Annotated in this window: 14 protein-coding genes; 6 read left to right on the top strand and 8 right to left on the bottom strand. The window is 71.9% G+C overall.

The genetic code is table 11. The features are described 5' to 3' along the window. Nucleotides 1-29: 29 nt before the first annotated feature. Nucleotides 30-398: a cyclophilin-like fold protein gene (locus tag ACFYZS_RS10490; protein ID WP_229337969.1), complete on the bottom strand. Its 369-nt coding sequence runs from the start codon at nucleotides 396-398 to the stop codon at nucleotides 30-32. Between the two features lie 190 nt (nucleotides 399-588). On the opposite strand from ACFYZS_RS10490, the gene ACFYZS_RS10485 reads away from it, so the two are divergent. Genes ACFYZS_RS10485 through ACFYZS_RS10470 form a run of 4 tightly spaced genes read left to right on the top strand, consistent with a single transcriptional unit; the run spans nucleotide 589 to nucleotide 8,488 of the window. Continuing rightward, nucleotides 589-2,094, top strand: coding sequence for a cytochrome ubiquinol oxidase subunit I (locus ACFYZS_RS10485; RefSeq protein ID WP_389009276.1), 1,506 nt, complete (start codon nucleotides 589-591; stop codon nucleotides 2,092-2,094). Nucleotides 2,095-2,112: 18 nt separating this feature from the next. Beyond that, nucleotides 2,113-3,114 carry a cytochrome d ubiquinol oxidase subunit II gene (gene cydB / locus ACFYZS_RS10480; protein ID WP_389009273.1) on the top strand — a complete coding sequence of 334 codons (1,002 nt, stop codon included), beginning with the start codon at nucleotides 2,113-2,115 and terminating at the stop codon, nucleotides 3,112-3,114. Between the two features lie 49 nt (nucleotides 3,115-3,163). Next, a complete protein-coding gene (gene cydD / locus ACFYZS_RS10475) occupies nucleotides 3,164-6,727 on the top strand; it encodes a thiol reductant ABC exporter subunit CydD (protein WP_389009270.1) in 3,564 nt (1,187 codons plus the stop codon). 24 nt (nucleotides 6,728-6,751) lie between these two features. Next, a complete protein-coding gene (locus ACFYZS_RS10470) occupies nucleotides 6,752-8,488 on the top strand; it encodes a GAF domain-containing sensor histidine kinase (protein WP_389009267.1) in 1,737 nt (578 codons plus the stop codon). Nucleotides 8,489-8,547: 59 nt separating this feature from the next. On the opposite strand, the gene ACFYZS_RS10465 is transcribed toward ACFYZS_RS10470, so the two are convergent. Continuing rightward, nucleotides 8,548-9,432: a Cof-type HAD-IIB family hydrolase gene (locus ACFYZS_RS10465; RefSeq protein WP_389009265.1), complete on the bottom strand. Its 885-nt coding sequence runs from the start codon at nucleotides 9,430-9,432 to the stop codon at nucleotides 8,548-8,550. Between the two features lie 148 nt (nucleotides 9,433-9,580). Here ACFYZS_RS10465 and ACFYZS_RS10460 point away from each other — a divergent pair, with 148 nt between their 5' ends. After that, nucleotides 9,581-10,486 (top strand): LLM class flavin-dependent oxidoreductase, encoded by a 906-nt coding sequence (locus ACFYZS_RS10460; protein ID WP_389009262.1) that lies wholly within the window; start codon nucleotides 9,581-9,583, stop codon nucleotides 10,484-10,486. A gap of 52 nt (nucleotides 10,487-10,538) precedes the next feature. Here the strand turns inward: ACFYZS_RS10460 and ACFYZS_RS10455 are convergent, their stop codons facing one another. From ACFYZS_RS10455 to ACFYZS_RS10445, 3 genes are all read right to left on the bottom strand, one after another. Next, nucleotides 10,539-13,568, bottom strand: coding sequence for a tetratricopeptide repeat protein (locus ACFYZS_RS10455; RefSeq protein WP_389009259.1), 3,030 nt, complete (start codon nucleotides 13,566-13,568; stop codon nucleotides 10,539-10,541). Continuing rightward, nucleotides 13,565-15,442, bottom strand: coding sequence for an HSP90 family protein (locus ACFYZS_RS10450; protein WP_389009256.1), 1,878 nt, complete (start codon nucleotides 15,440-15,442; stop codon nucleotides 13,565-13,567). Before ACFYZS_RS10450 ends, ACFYZS_RS10455 begins: the two co-directional genes overlap by 4 nt. A 119-nt stretch (nucleotides 15,443-15,561) precedes the next feature. Further along, a complete protein-coding gene (locus ACFYZS_RS10445) occupies nucleotides 15,562-16,101 on the bottom strand; it encodes an RNA 2'-phosphotransferase (protein ID WP_389009253.1) in 540 nt (179 codons plus the stop codon). Nucleotides 16,102-16,244: 143 nt separating this feature from the next. Between ACFYZS_RS10445 and ACFYZS_RS10440 the strand changes: the two genes are divergently transcribed. Then, nucleotides 16,245-17,033, top strand: a complete 789-nt coding sequence (locus ACFYZS_RS10440; RefSeq protein WP_389009250.1) for an aquaporin — start codon at nucleotides 16,245-16,247, stop codon at nucleotides 17,031-17,033. Between the two features lie 150 nt (nucleotides 17,034-17,183). Here the strand turns inward: ACFYZS_RS10440 and ACFYZS_RS10435 are convergent, their stop codons facing one another. The 3 genes from ACFYZS_RS10435 to ACFYZS_RS10425 all read right to left on the bottom strand — a co-directional run bounded on the left by ACFYZS_RS10435 (nucleotide 17,184) and on the right by ACFYZS_RS10425 (nucleotide 20,908). Then, nucleotides 17,184-18,098, bottom strand: coding sequence for a MerR family transcriptional regulator (locus ACFYZS_RS10435; protein ID WP_389009248.1), 915 nt, complete (start codon nucleotides 18,096-18,098; stop codon nucleotides 17,184-17,186). A 165-nt stretch (nucleotides 18,099-18,263) separates the two neighbouring features. Continuing rightward, nucleotides 18,264-20,045: an SDR family oxidoreductase gene (locus ACFYZS_RS10430; RefSeq protein WP_389010235.1), complete on the bottom strand. Its 1,782-nt coding sequence runs from the start codon at nucleotides 20,043-20,045 to the stop codon at nucleotides 18,264-18,266. 5 nt (nucleotides 20,046-20,050) lie between these two features. Beyond that, nucleotides 20,051-20,908, bottom strand: a complete 858-nt coding sequence (locus tag ACFYZS_RS10425; protein WP_389009245.1) for a M24 family metallopeptidase — start codon at nucleotides 20,906-20,908, stop codon at nucleotides 20,051-20,053. Nucleotides 20,909-21,127 lie beyond the last annotated feature (219 nt).

Below are 21,127 nucleotides of genomic sequence, written 5' to 3'. Positions count from 1 at the left end.
TCCCGGGGAACTGCGCGAGCCCTGCGGGGTTACGCGAGTTCCACGCGGATCGGGTCGCCGTCGCGGACGGTGGACAGCAGGCGGGGGTCGCCGTCGAACGAGCCGAGCACATTGCACGGGCTCGCCAGGCGGCTCTCGCCTCCGCGCGATATGGGAGTGGGGCCGTAGGGCAGCGCGAGTGCGTCGCCCTCGGTCCAGAACGCGACCGTGCCCGGATCGACGACCTGTCGGGCGTCGTGTTCCAGCGCCACCGAGACGCCGGTGTCGAAGTAGACCTCCTCGCCCCAGGTGTTGGCGGAGGCGGAGATCGGGAGGGCCTCGGCCAGCGCCTTGCTGGTCGGGGTCTCGTCAAGGGTTGCCGTGAGCTGGCCCGCGGGCCAGGAGATACGAATCCTCATGAGCGGCATTCAACAATCTGTTGAATGTGTTGGCTAGGGGGGACCCCGGCTGAAACGTGCCGAAGCCGGTACGACATAATGCTTGTGAATGTGAACGCGTTCACAAGCGTGTCCTGCTTCATCCCGTATTGGGTAGGGCATGCCAGGCAAACTGCGGCAGTGACCACGGCGCACCGAAGGAGACGACGACGTGGACGTAGCTTTGGCGCCAGAGACGTTGGCGCGATGGCAGTTCGGCATCACCACCGTCTACCACTTCCTCTTCGTCCCACTGACGATCTCGCTCGCCGCGCTCACGGCAGGCCTTCAGACCGCCTGGGTGCGCTCGGGGAAAGAGAAGTACCTCAGGGCCACCAAGTTCTGGGGCAAGCTTTTCTTGATCAATATCGCCATGGGTGTCGTCACGGGCATCGTGCAGGAGTTCCAGTTCGGCATGAACTGGTCCGACTACTCGCGCTTCGTCGGTGACATCTTCGGGGCGCCGCTGGCCTTCGAGGCGCTCATCGCCTTCTTCTTCGAGTCGACCTTCATCGGTCTGTGGATCTTCGGCTGGGACAAGCTGCCGAAGAAGATCCATCTGGCCTGCATCTGGATGGTCTCGATCGGCACCATCCTTTCCGCGTACTTCATCCTCGCGGCCAATTCCTGGATGCAGCACCCGGTCGGCTACCGGATCAACGAGGAGCGGGGCCGGGCCGAGCTCACCGACTTCTGGCTGGTGCTCACCCAGAACACCGCGCTGACCCAGTTCTTCCACACCATCACGGCGGCCTTCCTGGTCGGCGGCGCCTTCCTGGTCGGCATCTCCGCCTTCCACCTGGCCCGCAAGAAGCACGTCCCGGTGATGCGGACCTCGCTGCGGCTCGGCCTGATCACGCTGATCATCGCCGGCATGGGCACCGCCATCAGCGGTGACCTGCTCGGCAAGGTGATGTTCAAGCAGCAGCCGATGAAGATGGCCGCCGCGGAGGCGCTCTGGGACGGCGAGGCGCCCGCGCCCTTCTCCGTCTTCGCCTACGGAGACGTCGAAAAGGGACACAACAAGGTCGCGATAGAGATCCCGGGCCTGCTGTCCTTCCTGGCCAACGACGACTTCACCTCCTTCGTCCCCGGCATCAACGACGTCAACAAGGCCGAACAGGAGAAGTTCGGGCCCGGCGACTACCGGCCCAACATCCCCGTCGCCTACTGGGGCTTCCGCTGGATGATCGGCTTCGGCATGGCCTCGCTCGGCGTCGGCGTGCTGGGGCTCTGGCTCACCCGGAAGAAGTTCATGCTGCCCCCGGGGCTGCGCACCGGCGAGGACGAGGTCCCGCACCTGGTCCTCTTCAGGAAGGCGCTGAGCCCCCGGTTCGCCACGTGGTACTGGATCGTCGCCCTCTGGACCATGGGCTTCCCGCTCATCGCCAACTCCTGGGGCTGGATCTTCACCGAGATGGGCCGCCAGCCCTGGGTGGTCTACGGAGTCCTGCGTACCCGCGACGCGGTCTCGCCCCACGTGTCCCAGGGCGAGGTGCTCACCTCCATGATCGGCTTCACGCTCCTGTACGCCGTCCTCGCGGTGATCGAAGTCCGGCTCCTGGTGAAGTACGTGAAGATCGGCCCGCCCGAGCTGACCGAAGCCGACCTGAACCCGCCCACCAAGATCGGCGGGGACGACAAGAACCCCGACCGGCCGATGGCCTTCTCCTACTGAGGCTGAGGGGACCACACCATGCAACTCCATGACGTCTGGTTCGTGCTCATCGCCGTCCTGTGGACCGGCTACTTCTTCCTGGAGGGCTTCGACTTCGGGGTCGGCGTCCTGACCAAGCTGCTCGCCCGCGACCGCAAGGAGCGGCGGGTCCTGATCAACACGATCGGACCCGTGTGGGACGGCAACGAGGTCTGGCTGCTCACCGCCGGCGGTGCCACCTTCGCCGCTTTCCCGGAGTGGTACGCCACCCTCTTCTCGGGGTTCTACCTGCCGCTGCTGCTCATCCTGGTCTGCCTGATCATCCGCGGCGTCGCCTTCGAGTACCGGCACAAGCGGGACGAGGACAGGTGGCAGACCAACTGGGAACACGCCATCTTCTGGACCTCGCTGATCCCCGCGTTCCTCTGGGGCGTGGCCTTCGCCAACATCGTGCGCGGCGTGAAGATCGACGAGCACATGAACTACGTCGGCAGCCTTTTCGACCTGCTCAACGTCTACTCCCTGCTCGGCGGCCTGGTCACGCTCACCCTCTTCACCTTCCACGGGGCGGTGTTCACCTCCCTCAAGACGGTCGGGGACATACGGGAGCGCTCGCGGACGCTGGCGACCCGGCTGGGTGTGCTCACCGCCGTACTGGCCCTCGTCTTCCTGATCTGGACGCAGGTCTCGCGCGGTGACGGCAAGAGCCTGATCGCCATGGTCGTCGCCGTCCTGGCCCTGGTCGGGGCCCTGGGCTTCAACCTGGCGGGCCGCGAGGGCTGGTCGTTCGCCCTGTCCGGGATCACCATCGCGGCCGCGGTCGCGATGCTCTTCCTGACGCTCTTCCCGAACGTGATGCCGTCCTCGCTGAACGAGGCCTGGAACCTCACGGTCACCAACGCCTCGTCCAGCGCGTACACCCTGAAGATCATGACCTGGTGTGCGGCGGTGGCCACGCCGCTCGTCCTGCTCTACCAGGGCTGGACGTACTGGGTGTTCCGCAAGCGGATCGGTACGCAGCACATCGCGGATGCGCACTGATCCGCCGAGTACGGATTCCTGACCCTTCCGCCCGACCCTGCTCTGGGGGATGTTTCACGTGAAACCGATCGACCCGCGCCTGCTTCGGTACGCCCGCTCCACCCGCCTCTTCCTGGCGGCCGTGGTGGCCCTGGGGCTCGCCGGGGCAGGGCTGGTCGTCGGCCAGGCGATGCTGATCGCCGAGATCGTGGTCGGAGCCTTCGAGCAGGGGCTGGACGGAGAGGCGCTGCGTACGCCGCTGCTGCTTCTCGCGGCGGTCGCGCTGGGCCGAGGTCTGCTCGCCTGGCTCACGGAGCTCGCCGCCCACCGGGCCAGTGCGGCGGTCAAATCCCAGCTGCGCGGCCGGCTGCTGGACCGGGCCGCGGATCTGGGACCCGGCTGGCTGAGCGGTCAGCGCACGGGGTCACTGGTGGCGCTGGCCACCCGGGGCGTGGACGCCCTCGACGACTACTTCTCCCGCTATCTGCCCCAGCTGGGACTCGCGGTGGTCGTGCCGGTGGCGGTCCTCGCGCGGATCGTCACCGAGGACTGGGTGTCGGCGGCCATCATCGTGGTCACGCTGCCGCTGATCCCGCTGTTCATGGTGCTGATCGGCATGGCCACCCAGTCCCGTATGGACCGCCAGTGGCGGCTGTTGTCCCGGCTGTCGGGGCACTTCCTGGACGTGGTGGCGGGGCTGCCGACGCTGAAGGTCTTCGGCCGGGCCAAGGCCCAGGCGGAGTCGATCCGCAAGATCACCGACGAATACCGGCAGGCGACCGTGCGGACCCTGCGCATCGCCTTCCTGTCCTCCTTCGCCCTGGAGCTGCTGGCGACGCTGTCGGTGGCGCTCGTCGCCGTGACCATCGGCATGCGGCTGGTCCACGGGGAGCTCGACCTCTACACCGGGCTGGTCATCCTGATCCTGGCGCCCGAGGCCTATCTGCCACTGCGCCAGGTCGGGGCGCAGTACCACGCGGCTGCCGAGGGGCTGGCTGCCGCGGAGGAGATCTTCGAGGTGCTCGAGACCCCCGTCGCCGCCTCCGGTGGCGTGGCCCCGGTACCGGCCGCGGGGGTGCGGATCGAGTTCGACGGGGTCGCGGTCCGCTACGAGGGCCGGGGCGAGGATTCCCCGGGACCGGTTTCGCTGGAGGTCGGCCCCGGCGAGTGCGTGGCTCTCACCGGGCCGAGCGGGGCGGGCAAGTCCACGCTGCTCCGGGTACTGCTGGGCTTCGTCGAGCCGACCGCGGGGCGGGTGCGGATCGGGGGCGTGGACCTCGCCTCGCTGTCGCTCGAACAGTGGCGTGAGCGGATCGCCTGGGTGCCGCAGCGGCCGCACCTGTTCGCCGGGACGATCGCACAGAACGTACGGCTGGCACGGCCGGACGCGTCCGCGGACGCGGTGGCCGGGGCGCTGAAGGACGCCGGGGCATGGGAGTTCGTGGCCGCGCTGCCGCGCGGTGTCGACACGGAGCTCGGGGAAGGCGGCGTCGGGCTGTCCGCCGGGCAGCGACAGCGGCTGGCACTGGCACGGGCGTTCCTCGCGGACCGGCCGGTGCTGTTGCTGGACGAGCCGACCGCCGCTCTCGACGGGGAGACCGAGGCGGCCGTGGTCGACGCCGTACGACGCCTCGCGGTGGGGCGGACCGTGCTGTTGGTCGTCCACCGGCCGGCGCTGCTGGCCGTGGCCGACCGGGTGGTGCGCGTGGGCGCCGTGGGGGCCCTGCCGGCCCCCTCCGCTGTCCGGCACGGGAAGAGCGCACCCGCTTCCTCGGGCCGCCTCGGAGGGGAGCGCAACGGGCCGTCGGGCCCCGGGGAGTGGATCCTCGGCAGCGCCCCCGAGAGGATGGCCAGAGCGGGCGGCGCCGACTCGGGCGGGGGCGATCCGCTCCGGCGGGTACGGGCCGTGGCCAAGGCGTGGCAGGGACGGTTCCGGCTCGGGCTGCTGCTCGGGGCGCTGGCCGTCGGGTGCAGCGTCGGTCTGATGGCCGTCTCCGGATGGCTCATCTCGCGGGCTTCGCAACAGCCGCCGGTGCTCTACCTGATGGTGGCGGTCACGGCCACCCGGACCTTCGGGATCGGGCGGGCCGTCTTCCGGTACGCGGAGCGGCTCGTCTCTCATGACGCCGTGCTGCGGATGCTCGCCGACCTGCGGGTGTCGGTGTTCCGCCGGCTGGAGCGCATCGCGCCCGCCGGGCTGCGCGAACAGCGGCGCGGGGACCTGCTGGCCCGCTTGGTGGCCGACGCCGATTCCCTCCAGGACTACTGGCTGCGCTGGCTGTTGCCGGTCGGCACCGCGGTGATCGTCGGCACCGGCTCGGTCGCCTTCACCGCCTGGCTGCTGCCCGGGGCAGGGGCCGCGCTCGCCGTGGGGCTGCTCACCGCCGGGGTCGCAGTGCCGCTGGTCAGCGGAGCATGCGCCCGGCGTGCCGAGCGGCGGCTGGCGCCCGCCCGGGGAGAGCTCGCCACCCGGGTGGCCGATCTGCTGACCGGGACCGCCGAGCTGACCGTCGCCGGTGCGCTGGCCGGGCGCAAGGACGCCGCGAAGGAGTGCGACCGGACCCTGACCGCCATCTCCGCGCGCGGGGCCGCCGCCACCGGGCTCGGGAGCGCACTGACCGCCCTCGTGTGCGGGCTGACGGTGGTGGTCGCCGCGGCCCTGGCCGCCGACGCCGTGCACGGCGGACGGCTGTCCGGGGTGGCCATGGCCGTCGCGGTGCTGACCCCGCTCGCGGCCTTCGAAGCCGTCAACGGGCTTCCGCAGGCGGTCCAGTACCGGCAGCGGGTGCGCCGCAGCGCCGAGCGGATCCACGAGGTCATCGATGCTCCCGTCCCGGTCGTCGAGCCGGAGAGGCCGGCCGCGATGCCGGTCTCCCCGTTCCCGCTGCGGTTGACCGGGCTCGCCGTCCGGCATCCCGGGCAGGAGCGGGACGCGCTGCGCGGGATGGACCTCACCCTGGAGGCCGGCCGGCGGATCGCCGTCGTCGGTTCCTCGGGCGCGGGCAAGACCTCGCTGGCCCAGGTCCTGCTGCGGTTCCTGGACCCGCACGAAGGCACGTACACGCTGGGCGGCACCGACGCGCGCACGCTCGACGGCGACGAGGTCCGCCGGATGGTGGGCCTGTGCGCGCAGGACGCGCACCTCTTCGACAGCTCGGTACGGGAGAACCTGCGACTGGCCCGAACCGGTGCGAGCGAGGAGCAGCTGCGGGACGCCCTGGCGGCGGCCCGGCTGCTGGAGTGGGCCGACGGTCTCCCGGACGGGCTGGACACGCTGGTCGGCGAGCACGGCGAGCGGATCTCCGGAGGTCAGCGCCAGCGGCTGGCCCTGGCCAGGGCGTTGCTCGCCGACTTCCCCGTCCTGGTGCTCGACGAGCCGGCCGAGCACCTGGACCTGGCCACCGCGGACGCCCTGACGGCGGATCTGCTCGCCGCGACCGAGGGCCGCACCACGGTGCTGATCACGCACCGGCTGGCAGGTCTGGAGACGGTCGACGAGGTGCTCGTACTGGAGCACGGAGCGGTCGTACAGCGCGGTACGTACGCCGGGCTGGCCGCAGTCGAGGGTCCGCTGCGGAACCTGCTGGAACGGGAGCGGGCGGCCGACGGAGTCCTGGCCGACTTTCCCCGGTAAAAGGGACTAACTAGGCTCAAGGGCATGTCGTTGCAGGAGTCGCAGGAACCGCCGGAGTCGCCACCCGGAACACCGGACCCGCTGGAGGCAGCCACCCAGGCCACCCGGAGTCTGCAGGGCCTCTCCACCGAGCTCACTGCCCGGGTGCCACAACTGCTGGAGGCGATGCGCTCCGTGGGCACCGGCCTCGAACTGCACTCCACGCTCGACCGCATCTGCGAGACGGCGGCCGAGCTCGCGGACGCCCGGTACGCGGCGATCGGCGTCGTCGACACCGAGGGCCGCGGGCTGTCGGACTTCGTCACCTTCGGCATCGACGCCGAGACGGCCCGCAGGATCGGGCACCGGCCGGACGGGAAGCGGGGGCTGCTCGGCGCGCTGATCTCGCATCCCGACACGGTGCAGCTCGCCGATCTCACGAAGGACCCGCGCTCGGCCGGGTTCCCGCCGCACCACCCGCCCATGAAGACCTTCCTCGGCGTCCCGATCCGGGTGCAGGGGGAGATCTTCGGCAATCTGTACCTCGCCGAGAAGAACGGCGGCGGCCGGTTCAACGACTACGACGTCCACATGGTCCGCGTCCTGGCCACGGAGGCGGGCATCGCCATCGGCAATGCCCGGCTGTACGAGGCCGCCACCCAGCGGGAGCGGTGGATCGACGGCTCGGTGGCCGTCACCACGGCCCTGCTGTCGGGCGGGGACGCGGACGACGCCCTCTCGGTGGTGGCCGAGCAGGCCCGCCACCTGGCGGACTCCGCCGCCGGAATCGTGATGCTGCCGGCCGAGGAGGGCGGCATGGAGATCGTCGCCGTCTCCGCCGAGAGCGCGGCGACCTCGCTCGGCCTGGTGATCCCGGCCGAGAGCCCGGTGGTGGCGAAGCTGCTCGAGGGCGAGCCGGTCTTCGTGGACGACGCTGCCGGCGATCCCCGCATGATCAGTCGGCTGACCAGCCAGTACGGGCCCTGCATGATGCTGCCCCTGCACAGCGGCGGGCGGGTGCTGGGCGCGCTGGTGACACCGCGGGCCCGCGGCAAGAGGCCCTTCAGCGAGGCCGAGCGGACCCTGGCCACGCAGTTCGCCTCCCAGGCGGCGCTCGCGCTGATGATGGCCGAGGCGCAGCGGGACCGGGAGCGGCTCGCGGTGTTCGAGGACCGCGACCGGATCGCCCGGGACCTGCACGACCTGGTCATCCAGCGGCTGTTCGCCACCGGGATGATGCTGGAGGGCGCCCAGCGGCGGTCCGTGGTCCCCGAGGTCGTCGACGGGGTCGGCAAGGCCGTGGACGAGCTGGACGTGACGATCCAGGAGATCCGTACCGCGATCTTCGCGCTGCAGCAGGGACCGGCCGAGGCTCCGTCGGGACTGCGCACCCGGGTCCTGCGGGAGATCAACATGGCCGCCGTGCCGCTGGGCTTCAAGCCGGCACACCGGTTCCTCGGCCCGATCGACACGATGGTCGGAGAGCTGGTGGGCAAGAACCTGATCGCGGCGCTGCGCGAGGCCCTGTCGAACGCCTTCCGCCACGCGGAGGCGTCCCGGATCGAGGTGGTCGTGGACTGCACCGGCACGCTGGCCGACGGGCGGCCCGGGGTGCGGCTGGAGGTGGCCGACGACGGGGTGGGCATCCCCGAGGGCGGCCGGCGCAGCGGGCTGCGGAATCTGCGCCGGCGGGCCGAGTCGCTGGGCGGGTCGAGCTCCTACGGTCCGGGCATCGGCGAGGACGGCACCGGGACCACCCTGGTGTGGGAGGCTCCGCTCTGAGGCCCCCGCTCTGACGCCTCGCGCTCGCCCGGGCGCCCCTCCTGCCCCGGGGGCTCCTCCTAGAGCTGGTGCGCCGCGCGTTCCGCGAGGATGCGCTCGATGACGACGGCGACGCCGTCCTCGTTGTTGGCGACCGTACGGCCGGAGGCGGCCGCGATGACGTCCGGGTGGGCGTTGCCCATCGCGTACGAGGTGCCCGCCCAGCGGAGCATCTCCACGTCGTTCGGCATGTCCCCGAAGGCGACGACCTCGGCGGGGGAGATACCGCGCTCGGTGCAGCACCGCTCCAGGGTGCTGGCCTTGGAGACCCCCGGTCCGCTGATCTCCAGCAGGGCGGTCGGGCTGGAGCGGGTGATCGACGCATAGGCGCCGGCGGCCGAGCGGGCGAGGGCCAGGAACTCGTCCGGGGCGAGCTCGGCATGGTGTGCGAGCAGCTTGAGGACGGGGGCGGCGGTGTCGTCCGCCTCCTCCTCCAGCAGCTTCTCGGCGGTGGCCACATGGGCACCGGGGTCCTGGAAGAAGGGCGGGTACAGCGGCTCGTAGTTGATGCCGGTGGTCATCTCGACCGCGAAGGAGGTACCCGGCGCAGCGGCCCGAAGTGTCTCCACGACCGTCAGCGCCGTGGCTCGCGGCAGCGCACGGACCTGTACGAACTCCCGGCCGGCGTGGAGGTCGACCACCGCGGCCCCGTTCGCGCAGATCGCCAGGCCGTGGCCGTGGACGTGGTCGCTGACCACATCCATCCAGCGAGCCGGGCGCCCGGTCACGAAGAAGACCTCGATCCCGGCCTCCTCGGCGGCAGCGAGCGCGGCGACCGTGCGGAGCGAGACGGATTTGTCGTCGCGCAGCAGGGTGCCGTCGAGGTCGGTGGCGATGAGCCGGGGAGTGGGGGTTGGCCCGTCCGGGCGCTGGGGAGCCGAGGTCACGGATCCATCTTCGCCCATGGCCTTGCGACCGCCGACCAGAGCGGTCCGGGCTCCTGCGCCGGATGGCGATGTTTCTCCCCCGGCCGCTGTTGCGCGGGTACCCGCGGTGAACCGGGGACGGGCGATGTTTCACGTGAAACATGGGCGGGGCCGTAGTCTCGAATGCATGAGTTTGCGTCTGAGCACTGTGATCCTCCCGGTACGCCCGTGGCGTGAGGGCGGCCGTGACCAGTGGGTGCGAGCCGAGCGGCTCGGGTTCCACACTGCGTACACCTACGACCACCTGACCTGGCGGTCCTTCCGCGACCGTCCGTGGTTTGGCGCGATCCCGACCCTGACCGCGGCGGCCGCCGCCACCGAGAAGATGCGTCTGGGCACGCTCGTCACCTCGCCGAACTTCCGGCACCCGGTGACGCTGGCCAAGGAACTGATGTCGCTGGACGACATCTCCGGCGGCCGTTTCACCCTTGGTATCGGCGCGGGCGGCAACGGGTTCGACGCCACCGCCCTGGGCCAGGAGCCCTGGACCCCGCGTGAGCGCGCGGACCGCTTCGCGGAGTTCGTGCCGCTGCTGGACCGGCTGCTCACCGAGGCAGAGATCAGCGAACAGGGCACCTTCTACTCCGCCGAGGAGGCCCGCAACCTCCCCGGCTGCGTGCAGCGGCCGCGACTGCCCTTCGCCGTCGCCGGCAACGGCCCGCGGGGCATGAAGCTGGCCGCCGCCCACGGCCAGGCCTGGGTGACCACGGGCGACCCGAAGCTCTTCGAAGAGGGCACTCCCGAGCAGTCGCGCGAGGCCATCCGCGGCCAGCTCGGCCGGCTCGACAAGGCGTGCGCCGAGATCGGGCGCGCGTCCGAGCCGATGGGCAAGATCCTGCTGACCGGCTTCACCCCGGACCGCAACGCGATGCTGGACTCCGTCGACGCGTTCGTCGACTTCGCCGGCCGCCACCAGGAGCTCGGCATCACCGAGATCGTGATCCACGCGCCGATCCCGGACTCCGAGTTCGCCGCCGACGACACCGTCTTCGAGCGGATCGCCACCGAGGGCCTGGCCCAGCTGAACAGCTGAAGAGCTGAACGGACACGATGCCCCGTCGCCGCAGGGCGACGGGGCATCGTGTTCAGGACCGCAGACTGTCGAGGGAGGACTGGGCGCGCTCCAGCAGCTCGTCCGCAGTCCCCTCCGGCAGGGCACGGAGCTCCTCGATCAGTGCCGCGAGCCGAGCGGCTCCCGCCTCCTCACGACCGATCTCCTGCTCGGTCCAGGCGGCGTACTGCACGTACTGGAGCCGGTCCCCCAGATGGGCCGGGCCCAGTTCCGCGTACAGGTCACCGGCCCGCGCGGTCAGATCGATCTCCTCCCGCCTCAGCGCCTCGGTGTCCACCTCGGCGCGGCGGGAGTCCTCGGAGTCCTCAGCGGCCCCGCCGTCCTCGTCCTCGTCCTCGTCCGCGGCCTGCTCGTACGAGGTGACCCGCCAGTCGAGCACCTGCGCCAGCTGGAGCCAGGTCTGGGCGAGCTCTGCCCGCAGCTGCGGGGCGGCCGGGCCCCCGCCCGGCTCCGCGCTCTCGGCCAGCGCAGCCTCCAGGACCCCGGCGGCCTGGTCCATCAGGTCCCGAGCCCGTGCCCAGGCCGCCGCGCTCTCGTCTCCGCGCGGAGCCATCCAGGACAGGGACCGCAGGATCCGTACCTCGGCGATCGGGGCATCCCCCGTCACCCGGTACAGCTCCAGGGACCGCTCGTACGCGGCGCGTGCCTCCTGGTCCAGGCGAGCGGCGGACAGCTGTTCCGCGGCCGCCTGCGCCAGGGCGGCCTGCGGGCGGGGGTCCTCCCAGCCCTTGGCCACCTCCGCCGCCAGCAGGTACTGCTCCGCCGCCGCCCGGGAGTCGTTCAGCTGGCGCAGCAGATCGCCGAGGAACTCCCGCACGGACACGGCCTGGCCCTCGCCGTGCTCCAGCAGATCGGGCAGGGTCGACTGCAACACCTCCGCCGCGTCGGCGTGCCGGCCCTCCCGCGCGTACGCCCGGGCCAACACCAGCCGGGCCTGCGCCCCGCCGTCGGCGGTCAGACCCGCCTGGTCGAACCAGTGCGCCGCGGTGAGGGCGTGCTCGGCCGCTTCCGCCGCGGCGTCGGCCCGGCGCAGCAGGATGTCCGCGAGGGTGAGCCGTACGACGCCCTGCGTCTCGGCCTCCGTCACCTCCGCGGAGTGCTCCAGCGCGGAACGCGCCGCCTCCTCGGCCTCCTCGGGCCGTTCCACCGACATCAGCACACCGGCCCGCAGCACCAGCGCGTCCACCGCCTGCCACGGCAGGCCCGCCGAGACGGCGCGCGCCGCGGACGCGGCCAGCAGCGGCAGGGCCCGCTCGGGGTCGCCCTGAGACAGCGCGACGCGGCCCAGCATCTCCTCGGCCTCGGCAGCCAGATCGGGCAGAGCCTCCTCGTACGCGGCGACGAAGGCGCCGAGTTCGGCCGCCAGCTCACCGTGCCCGTGGTCCTGTCCCGGCTCGTGGAGGTGCGCGTGCTCGGGGCCGGCCTCCAGCGAGCGCAGGTACGACTCCACGCGGATCGACGCCAGCTCCGCCAGCGCGATCCGGCGTCCGCGCAGGGGCTCGTCGGCGGCCAGTGCCTCGGCGGACTTCAGGGCCATCGCCAGCAGTTCGCGGATCCGCCGCGGCTCGGCGCCGGACTGCGCGGCCGCGCTCGCCAGCCGCAGCTGCGCCAGCGCCGCGCGCTCCGCCCGGCCCAGCTCCAGGTAGCGGTCGCGGACCGCCTCCAGCAGCTCCTCCGCGTTCGCGGCCCCGCCGCGCGCCGCCGTCAGGGCCCGCTGGTCCGCGACATCGGCCGCGAGCAGCGGGTCCACTTCGGCCTCCGGGCGCGCGTCGACGCGTACGCCGACCTCGGCCCAGAGCGCGTCCGCGGCCGGGTGCCGCTGGTCCCGGGCCCGCCGGGCCCGCTCGACCAGCTCCTCGACATCGGCGGCGGGCGGCGCGGGCACGGCCTCGGCCACAGGTGAGCTCACGGCGGCGGCCGGCCGCGGCAGCGCCGTGCTGCGCACCCCCAGCGGGAGTACGCCGACCAGGGGCTCCTGCCCGATGCGGGCCAGGAAGCGGTCGGAGACCCGGGTGGTGCCGTTGCGGGCGTCGAATCGCCGGGCGATCTCGAGCGAGCTCGCGCGCAGCACCTCGTACAGCTCGGAGACGGTGCGCGGGACGCCGTCGTACGGGACGGCCGGGCTCTGGCCGTGGCCCAGCTCCGTCAGCCGGCGCAGCAGGACGAGGATGCCGCCGTGGAAGGCCATCTGGTCGTCGACATTGACCAGCGGGCTCATGTGGGCGGCATGCTCGGCGAGGATCTCCAGGCCGCGCGACTCGTTGCCGCTCAGGGCGCAGAACTCGATGTGCTTGCCGATGGAGGGCAGCAGGCTCTCGTTGCCGCGGGCCATGCGGTAGCCGCGGACGTGGTGCGAACGGGCCTCGTCGAAGCGGTCCAGGCGCAGCAGCGGCAGCAGCGAGGTGGCGAGCAGCCGGTGGGGCTCCTCGGCGCAGGTCCGCTCGCCCGCCAGCACGGGCTGCCAGAGCTCCAGGGCCCGGGCGTCGTCCCCGCGCAGGACGGCGTACGCCCCCTGGCCGTTGAGCTCGCAGGCGTGGCAGTCGCTCATGTCGTCGCGGTCGGCCGCCAGCCAGGCGTGGTGGGCGCGTTCGGCCCGGTCGTCCTCGCCGATCGCGTCGGCGAGCCACATCTCGGATTCGCGTACCGGCCGCTCGCTGTAGCCGGCGATCCGGTAGCGGCGCTCCATCTCGTCCAGCCAGCCGGCGGCGGACTCCAGCGGGATCTCGGGGGAATCGCTGATGGCCGTGGCCACCCACTTGAACTGCCAGAACAGGGAGTGGGCGTCCCACCGGTCGAAGGCGCCGGGGTCCTTGTCGTACTCCTGGAGCAGCCGGGCGAAGGGCACCAGCATCTTCGAGGACTCGGCGCTCCAGAGATAGGCGTTGATCAGGTTGTCCAGGGCCGTGCGGAACAGGGCCCCGTCACCGATCGCCTCCGCGGCGCCCACGAGCGCCTCGGCGTGCGCGTTGCGCGCCGCTCCGTTCGCGGAGTTCCTGTTCTCGACCAGGCCCTGCTCGATCTCCTCGCGCGTCAGCATGGTCACTTCTGTCCCTCCGGGGAGTCGGTGGAGTGGGTCGCCCATTCCAGGAGCCCGAGGAAGGCCCGGTTGAGCAGCGTGGAGTCGGCGGGGCGCAGCGGCCGCTGGGACATCAGCAGCGCCTGCCCGTACAGCGATTCGACGGCCGTAGCGGTCAGTGCCTCGTCGGGCAGCGCCGAGATCCGGCGGATCAGCGGGTTGTTGTGGTTCAGCACCAGGCGGGCCCGGGGCGCGGAGCCGCGCAGCGCGCCGAGGATGCCGCTCCACAGGGAGTCGGCGCTGTCCAGCGCCGCGGTACGGTCGCGCTCCTGGCGGGCCTGGCGGTCGTCGAGGTAGAGCGCGGGGACGGAGACGGGCTGGAAGGCACGCAGTACGACGTCGCAGCCCTGCGCCTCCAGCCGGGTGCGCGCCGTGGACAGGAAGGGCGCGAGGGCCAGTTCGGCGGAGGTCGGGACCGGGTCGAGCCGCTCGGTGACGGCTCCGGCGTCCAGCTCCGTGACCTTGAGGTCCGGCCGGACGGCGGGCAGCAGGGCGAGCAGGTCGGCGTCGTAGGTGTATCCGGCGTTGATGACACCGAGGCCGTGGGCGGCCGCGATCGGGGCGATCTGCCGGAATTCCTCGACGGTGCGCGTGAAGTGGATCTCGGTGTGGGCGGCCGTGAACTCCTGCAGGCTCATCGAGCCCTCGCTCGTCTCGAACGGCAGCCAGGGCAGCATCAGGCCGAGCAGCTCGGCGTCGTGCCGGGCCAGGGACTTCACCCCGAGGTGGTGGACGCTCAGGAAGGCTGCCAGGCGCTCCGGTTCGCTCGCGGCGAGCTCGGCGAGCCAGGCCCGGACCCGGGCGCCGAGGGCCTCCCGTACCGCGGACAGGGTCTCGTCGTCGTAGAGGTTCTCGCGGGAGGCGGTCGGCCGCAGGGTGTCCGTGTCGATGACCGCGCGGACGAAGAACGCCCAGTCCGGGAGCAGGTTGTCGGCGTGGTCCGTGAGCAGCATGCCCTTGAGGTGGACGCGGTGTCCGGCCCGGTGGGCGGGGCTGGTCGGCTCGGGGAGTACGTACGCCACTCCGCGCACCCCGGCGACGGGCAGGTCGAGGTCGATGCTGTCGAGCGGGGTGAAGCCGAAGAGCTGCGCGCAGTGGCCGGCGAGCGCGACGCGGCGCGCGGCGGGGGTGGGGAAGGGGCGGTCCCACACGGCGGGGCGGTCGGTGATGCCCCGCGGTTCGCCGCCCTCGGCGCCGTCCGCCCCGCCCTCGGTGAAGGTGATGTCGTACGGGAGCAGGGAGCCGTAGTCGCGGGCCAGCTGCTCGACCTTGGCGGGGACGGTCCACTCCTCCGAGCCCGGGCGGGCCTGCAGGATGACGGTGGTGCCGGGCTCCCGGCGGGCCTCGTCGGGCAGTTCGCGGACGGTGTAGGAGCCGTCGTCCGTGGCCAGCCATTCGACGGGCGCGGCCTGGGGGTCGCGGGCGGAGCGGGTGATGACGCGGATCTGGCGGGCCACGACGAAGCAGGCGAGAAGGCCGATGCCGAACTGGCCGAGGAACTCCCGGCGGGTGGTCTCGAGGCCGTGCTCGCCGCCGCGCTTGGAGCTGCGGCCGATGGTGGCGAGGAGGGAGTGGGCCTCGGCGGCGGTCAGGCCGATGCCGCTGTCCTCGATGGTCACGCGTCCCGCGGACGCCGACAGGCGGATGCGGATCTCCGCTTCCGGGTCGAGCGCCTGGCGGGCGGTGACGGCGTCCACCGCGTTCTGCAGCAGCTCACGGACGTAGACGCGCGGGCTGGAGTAGAGGTGGTGGGAGAGCAGGTCGACCAGTCCGCGCAAATCGACTTGGAAGCTGTTGGCGGAAGGGTCGGAAGGGGTGGAGGAAGAGGATGTGGACGTCACGGGGCGTCACCTCGCGTGCTCGCATGGATGGTTCGGCGATCGCGAGGTACCCCCCTCACGGATCGGAATGAGGAACAGAGTAGGGGGATGATCTGACAATCTCGTCCTGAATTCCCGCGCTAGGAGAAGCGCAGGAACTGCGGCGGCACGGCCTCCGCCAGCCACACCCCGTTGGCGCTGACGCGGAAGACGTGCCCGGCCGCACGCATGGCCCCCGCGTCCACGGCGAGCACCACCGGCCGGCCGCGCCGGGCGCCCACGCGGGTCGCGGTCTCCCGGTCGGGGGACAGGTGGACGTGGTGGCGGGCCATGGGGCGCAGGCCCTCGGCGCGGATCGCGTCCAGGGCGGCGGCCACGGTGCCGTGGTAGAGGTACGCGGGCGGTTCGGCCTCCGGCAGGTCCAGGTCCACGGGGACGGTGTGGCCCTGGTTGGCGCGGATGCGGGTGCCGTCGACGGCGAACCGCTGCTTGTCGTTGGCCGCGACGACGTGGTCGAGCTCGGCGCGGCTGATGGGGAAGCGGTGGGCGGCGGCCGCGCGGAGAAGATCGTCGATCTCCACCCAGCCCTGGGGATCGAGCACCAGTCCGATGCGTTCCGGCTGATGGCGCAGATGTTTCGAGACGTATTTGGACACCTTCACGGTGCGTCTGTCGTCCATGGACCCAGCTTGCCGCGTCGGACGGCGGTCGAGCAGGGATTTATCGGAGCTCCGCCGGGCCCGGGCACCGTGGGACACCCTCTATCGCGTTTCCAAGATACGGAATACATTTTCCGCTGTACTGCTGCCCAGGGGGAGAACCCATGACAATCCACGCTTCCCTGCCGCGCCGCGCGGTTGCCGAGTTCGTCGGCACCGCCGGCCTTCTCGTGGTCGTGATCGGTTCCGGCATCCAAGCCGCCGAACTCAGCCGTGACACCGGTGTCGCCCTCGTCGCCAACTCGCTCGCCTCGGCCATCGGCCTCGGCCTGATCATCACCCTCTTCGGGCCGCTGTCCGGAGCCCACCTCAACCCGGTCGTCACCCTCACCTCCTGGTGGGCCCGGCGGACCGGCGGCGAGGGGCTCGACGGCCGGGAGGCCCTCGTCTACACCGCCGCCCAGACCGCCGGGGCCATCGGCGGGGCCGTCCTCGCCGAGGTGATGTTCGGCCGCATCCCCGGCACCTTCTCCACACAGATCCGAGGCGGCGGCCACCTGCTCGTCGGCGAGATCGTCGCCACCGCCGGGCTCGTCCTCGTCATCCAGGGCCTGGAGCGCATCGGGCGTCCGAAGCTGATCCCGGCCGCGGTCGCCGCGTACATCGCCGCCGCGATCTGGTTCACCTCGTCCGGCTCCTTCGCCAACCCGGCGGGCACCATCGGGCGGGCCTTCAGCGACTCCTTCACCGGGATCGCCCCGCAGTCGCTGCCCGGGTTCGTCGCGGCCCAGGTGGTCGGCGGCGTCCTGGGCCTGGCCCTCGCCGCACTCCTGTACGGGAGCACCCGGCGCGGCGAACAGGAGGCGTCGGCCGACCTCGTCAGAGTCGCCGGTCCCGCCAGCCGCACCACCCCCATCAGCCCTGTGAACCCCGCCTACGAGACCATCGGTTGACCTGGCCGCACGGGCTTCCACAGGAGCTTCCACAGGGTCGTCCACAGAGTTGCCCACAGGCAACACCGAGTTGTCCACAGCTGGTTGGGTTGGATTTGTGGGCAAACGAGTGGTCCGCCCTGTGGACTACTGACCGGGTACCGCCGGCCGTTACCCGCCGCCCCGGCGGGCCAGCTCGTTCATCGTCCGGGCCTGGAGCTCCCGCTCCGTGGCGGCCCGGACGAACTGCCCCACGTGCTCGGCGCCGACCAGCTCCTGCACCGCCCGTACCGTCTCCGCCGGCAGGGCCACCGAGGCGGGCCCCGAGGGCTGAGGGGCCCCGGCCGCCCCCAGGTGGCGCTGCAGGTGCCGGGTCGCGAACAGCCGCATCGCCCGCGCCAGCTCGGCGTCCACCGTCTGCTGGGCCAGGGGACGCAGTCTCCGTACCATCGTCGCCGCCTCCGCCGCGTCCGCGTCCGTCGGCGGGACCTCACCGAGGTAGCGGGCGAAAACGTGCTCCGTGGTGAACTCCAGGAAGCGCGAGGCGATGTGCTCCACCTGTCCGCGCAGCTCCCGCAGGTGCCCGGTGATCGCCGACAGCGGCACCCCGGCCGCGTACAGCTCGGCGGCCACGGCCAGCTCCTGCGGGGAAGGCACCAGGAACTCGTCCGGGCGCCCCGGGATCGCCTCCAGCACCCCCAGCTCGCACGCCTCGCCCACCGCGTCGTCGTCGGGCCGGCCGCCGAACCGCTCGTTCAGCTCGGCCCGGCTGATGCGCGCGGCCTCCTCGTCGGTCCACGGTCCGTGCACCTCGGCGACGAGCCCCAGCACACCGCCGAGCCCGCGCCCGGCGTCCCAGGCCTCCAGCAGCTCCTTGATGGAGGCCAGGGTGTAGCCGCGGTCCAGCAGATCGGCGATCTGGCGCAGCCGCGCCAGATGGGTGTCCCGGTAGACGTTGGAGCGGCCGCGCCGCTCCGGCTTCGGCAGCAGCCCGCGGTCCTGGTACGCCCTGATCGTGCGCACCGTCGCCCCGCTGTGGTGCGCGAGATCCTCGATCCGGTACTCGGCCACCGCCTGTTCTGACAATCCCGGCTCCCTACGACATGGCGGCTCGGCCGACCGTGGCCGCCCCGGCCCGGGCGGCAGGCGAAGCCGCAAGGTACTCGACCGCCCTGCGCAGCGAGCCCTCCTGCGAGGGATGGTACGACCGCGGGAAGGAGCGGGATACGGCCGTGCCGGGCTCTGTCGCTCTCACAGCCGGGGCTCCAGTTTCGCGAGCCGCCGCAGGGCGCCCGGCGCGAACCGGGACATCCACAGGGCGCCCTTCGACTCCGGGGTCACCGGCACCACGGCCTCGTTGCGCACCACGGCCCGCAGGATCGCCTCGGCGACCTTCTCCGGCGGGAAGTTGCGCAGCCCGTACAGGCGCGAGGAGCGCTCCTGGCGGCGCTTCTCCTCCGCCGCGTCCACCCCGGCGAAGCGCGAGGTCGCGGTGATGTTGGTGTTGACGATGCCGGGGCAGATCGCCGAGACCCCGATCGACTGAGAGGCGAGCTCGGCGCGCAGGCATTCGCTCAGCATCAGCACCGCGGCCTTCGACGTGCTGTACGCGGGCAGCGTCTTGGACGGCAGATAGGCGGCGGCGGAGGCGGTGTTGACGATGTGACCGCCCTGGCCGCGCTCGGCCATCTGCCTGCCGAAGATCCGGCAGCCGTGGATGACGCCCCACAAGTTGACGTCGAGGACCTTCTTCCAGTCCTCCGAGGTGGTCTCCAGGAAGGGGCCCGAGAGGCCGATCCCGGCGTTGTTGACCAGGACGTCCACGACGCCGTACTCGGCGGCGGTCTTCGCCGCGAGCTTCTCCATCGCCTGCTCGTCGCTGACGTCGACGCACTCGCCCCAGGCCTCGGGGGCCCCGACGAGTCGGGCCATGTCGGCCGTACGGGCCGCGCCCTCCGCGTCCCGGTCCACGCACACCACCCGCGCCCCGGCCTCGGCGAAAGCGAACGCGGTGGCCCGGCCGATGCCGCTGGCGGCGCCGGTGACCAGGACCAGCTGGCCGCCGAACCGGTCGGCGTACCTGCCCGGGGCCTTCTGCTCCGGAGCCCGGGTGGCGGGCTCCTCCCGGGCGGTGACGAACTCCGTGATCCACGCGGTCAGCTGGTCGGGCCGGGTCCGCGGCACCCAGTGCTTGGCGGGCAGGGTGCGCCGCAGCAGGTCGGGGGCCCACAGCTCCAGGTCGTCGTAGAGCCGCTCGGAGAGGAAGGCGTCCTCGGTCGGGGTGATCAGCTGCACGGGTACGTGCGCGTACGCGTCGGGGCGCGGCCGGCGCATCCGAGGCCGCACGTTGTCGCGGTAGAGCCAGGCTCCGTGCGCGGCGTCCGAAGGCAGCGAGGCCGTCGGGTAGGAGCCGGCCGGGACCTTCTCCACGCGCTCCAGCATCCGCGGCCACCGCTTGCCGAGGGGCCCGCGCCAGGCGAGCTCCGGCAGAACGGGGGTGTGCAGCATGTACACGTACCAGGACTTGGCGCCCTGGCCGAGGAGCTGTGCGGCCCGGCGCGGGGTGGGCCGGGCCATCCGCTTCTTGATCCAGTGCCCGAAGTGGTCCAGGGAGGGGCCCGAGATCGAGGTGAAGGAGGCGATCCGGCCCTCGGTACGGGCGACGGTCGCGAACTCCCAGCCCTGTACGGAGCCCCAGTCGTGGCCGACGAGGTGCACCGGGCGGTCCGGGCTGACCGCGTCCGCCACCGCCAGGAAGTCGTCGGTCAGCTTCTCCAGGGTGAAGCCGCCGCGCAGGGGCACCGGAGCCGTGGAGCGTCCGTGGCCGCGCACGTCGTAGAGCACCACGTGGAAGCGGGCCGCCAGCCGCTCCGCGACCTCCGACCAGACCTCCTTGCTGTCCGGATACCCGTGCACGAGCACCACGGTCGGCCGGTCCGCCTCGCCGAGCTCGACGACGCACAGCTCGATGCCGCCGGTGCCCACCCTGCGCTCGCGCGCCCCCGCGAGGCCCGCCCCCTTGATCCCGCTCATGCCGCTCATGCTGCCCTCTCCTCGGCCCAGCGCCGCACGTGCGGCAGATCGTCATCCAGCCAGAACGCGCTTTCCGCGGGATCCCGTGAGTCGGTGACGACCAGGATCTCCTCGAACTTCGCACCGGTGCCCCGGAACCCCAGGTGTGGTTCCACCGCCCACAGCCCGGGCTGCGGCGGGTGGTCGGAGAAGCGGTACGGGCTCCACAGCGGGGACCAGCCCTCGCGGTGTCCGTGCAGGGCGTCGGAGGCCAGCCCCTTGAGGGACTGGGTCCCGAACCCGAAGGCGGTCGGGGACCAGCGCCGCTCCGCGACCCGGTCGATCTTGTGCGCGATCACGCCGAAGGGGTAGGCGCGGTGCCGGTTCGCATACCCCTGGCGGATCATCAGCCGCTCGACGTTCTCGTAGATCTCGCGCAGCGGGCGGCGCTCGCGGACCTGGTCCAGGATCAGCTCGCGGTGCACCCGCAGATCGGACATGAGCCGGTCCTGCACCGGATTCAGCCCGAGGCTGCCCGAATACCCGATGTCGGCCGCGTACCCCTTGTACACGGGCGCCATGTCGAGGATGAACGGCATCCCCGGCTCCAGCTTCCGGTTCGTCGGGAAGAACTGGAGGGGGATCTTGAAGTTCGCGAAGGCGGTGCGGTCCCCGAACCACGCGAACGGCAGGTGGAACCAGTCCCGCACCCCGCGCTCGCGCAGCCACTCGCGCTGCATCCGCGCCGCCTCGCGCTCGGTCACCCCCGGCCGCAGCTGCGCCGCGACGGTCTCCGCGCACTCGTACGAGAGCCGTTGCACTTCCCTGAACCCGCGCAGGTCCGGCGAGAGTTGCGCGGTGCGTTGCCTGGTGTCCGCAGCCATGACAGCCGTCCGTCCGTAGAGCCGTACGCGCTACGCGCCCGTAACTTGACACTGATGAATGTGACAATGACCGGAGATCACGTCAAGGGTCGTGCACGGACCTGTGGACAACTTGTCCGATCCACCGCGTACGGTCCGCTTCGGCGGTCCCCTTTGACCGGTCCGCATCAGCCTTTCGTCAGGGTGTGTAGTCCTGAAGGCGGAGACGGGATGACGCTC

It is taken from the genome of Streptomyces sp. NPDC001903, assembly GCF_042891345.1.
In the GTDB taxonomy this organism is placed as follows: domain Bacteria; phylum Actinomycetota; class Actinomycetes; order Streptomycetales; family Streptomycetaceae; genus Streptomyces.
The sequence above is the reverse complement of the archived record's forward strand: the minus strand, read 5'-3'. Positions and strand labels throughout refer to the sequence as shown.

What these genes read in the sequence shown, in the direction of transcription:
- ACFYZS_RS10425 (WP_389009245.1), bottom strand. Translation starts at nt 20,908, where the DNA reads ATGGCTGCGGACACCAGGCAACGCACCGCGCAACTCTCGCCGGACCTG.
- ACFYZS_RS10440 (WP_389009250.1), top strand. Translation starts at nt 16,245, where the DNA reads ATGACAATCCACGCTTCCCTGCCGCGCCGCGCGGTTGCCGAGTTCGTC.
- ACFYZS_RS10460 (WP_389009262.1), top strand. Translation starts at nt 9,581, where the DNA reads ATGAGTTTGCGTCTGAGCACTGTGATCCTCCCGGTACGCCCGTGGCGT.
- ACFYZS_RS10445 (WP_389009253.1), bottom strand. Translation starts at nt 16,101, where the DNA reads ATGGACGACAGACGCACCGTGAAGGTGTCCAAATACGTCTCGAAACAT.
- ACFYZS_RS10470 (WP_389009267.1), top strand. Translation starts at nt 6,752, where the DNA reads ATGTCGTTGCAGGAGTCGCAGGAACCGCCGGAGTCGCCACCCGGAACA.
- cydB (WP_389009273.1), top strand. Translation starts at nt 2,113, where the DNA reads ATGCAACTCCATGACGTCTGGTTCGTGCTCATCGCCGTCCTGTGGACC.
- cydD (WP_389009270.1), top strand. Translation starts at nt 3,164, where the DNA reads ATGTTTCACGTGAAACCGATCGACCCGCGCCTGCTTCGGTACGCCCGC.
- ACFYZS_RS10465 (WP_389009265.1), bottom strand. Translation starts at nt 9,432, where the DNA reads ATGGGCGAAGATGGATCCGTGACCTCGGCTCCCCAGCGCCCGGACGGG.
- ACFYZS_RS10430 (WP_389010235.1), bottom strand. Translation starts at nt 20,045, where the DNA reads ATGAGCGGGATCAAGGGGGCGGGCCTCGCGGGGGCGCGCGAGCGCAGG.
- ACFYZS_RS10490 (WP_229337969.1), bottom strand. Translation starts at nt 398, where the DNA reads ATGAGGATTCGTATCTCCTGGCCCGCGGGCCAGCTCACGGCAACCCTT.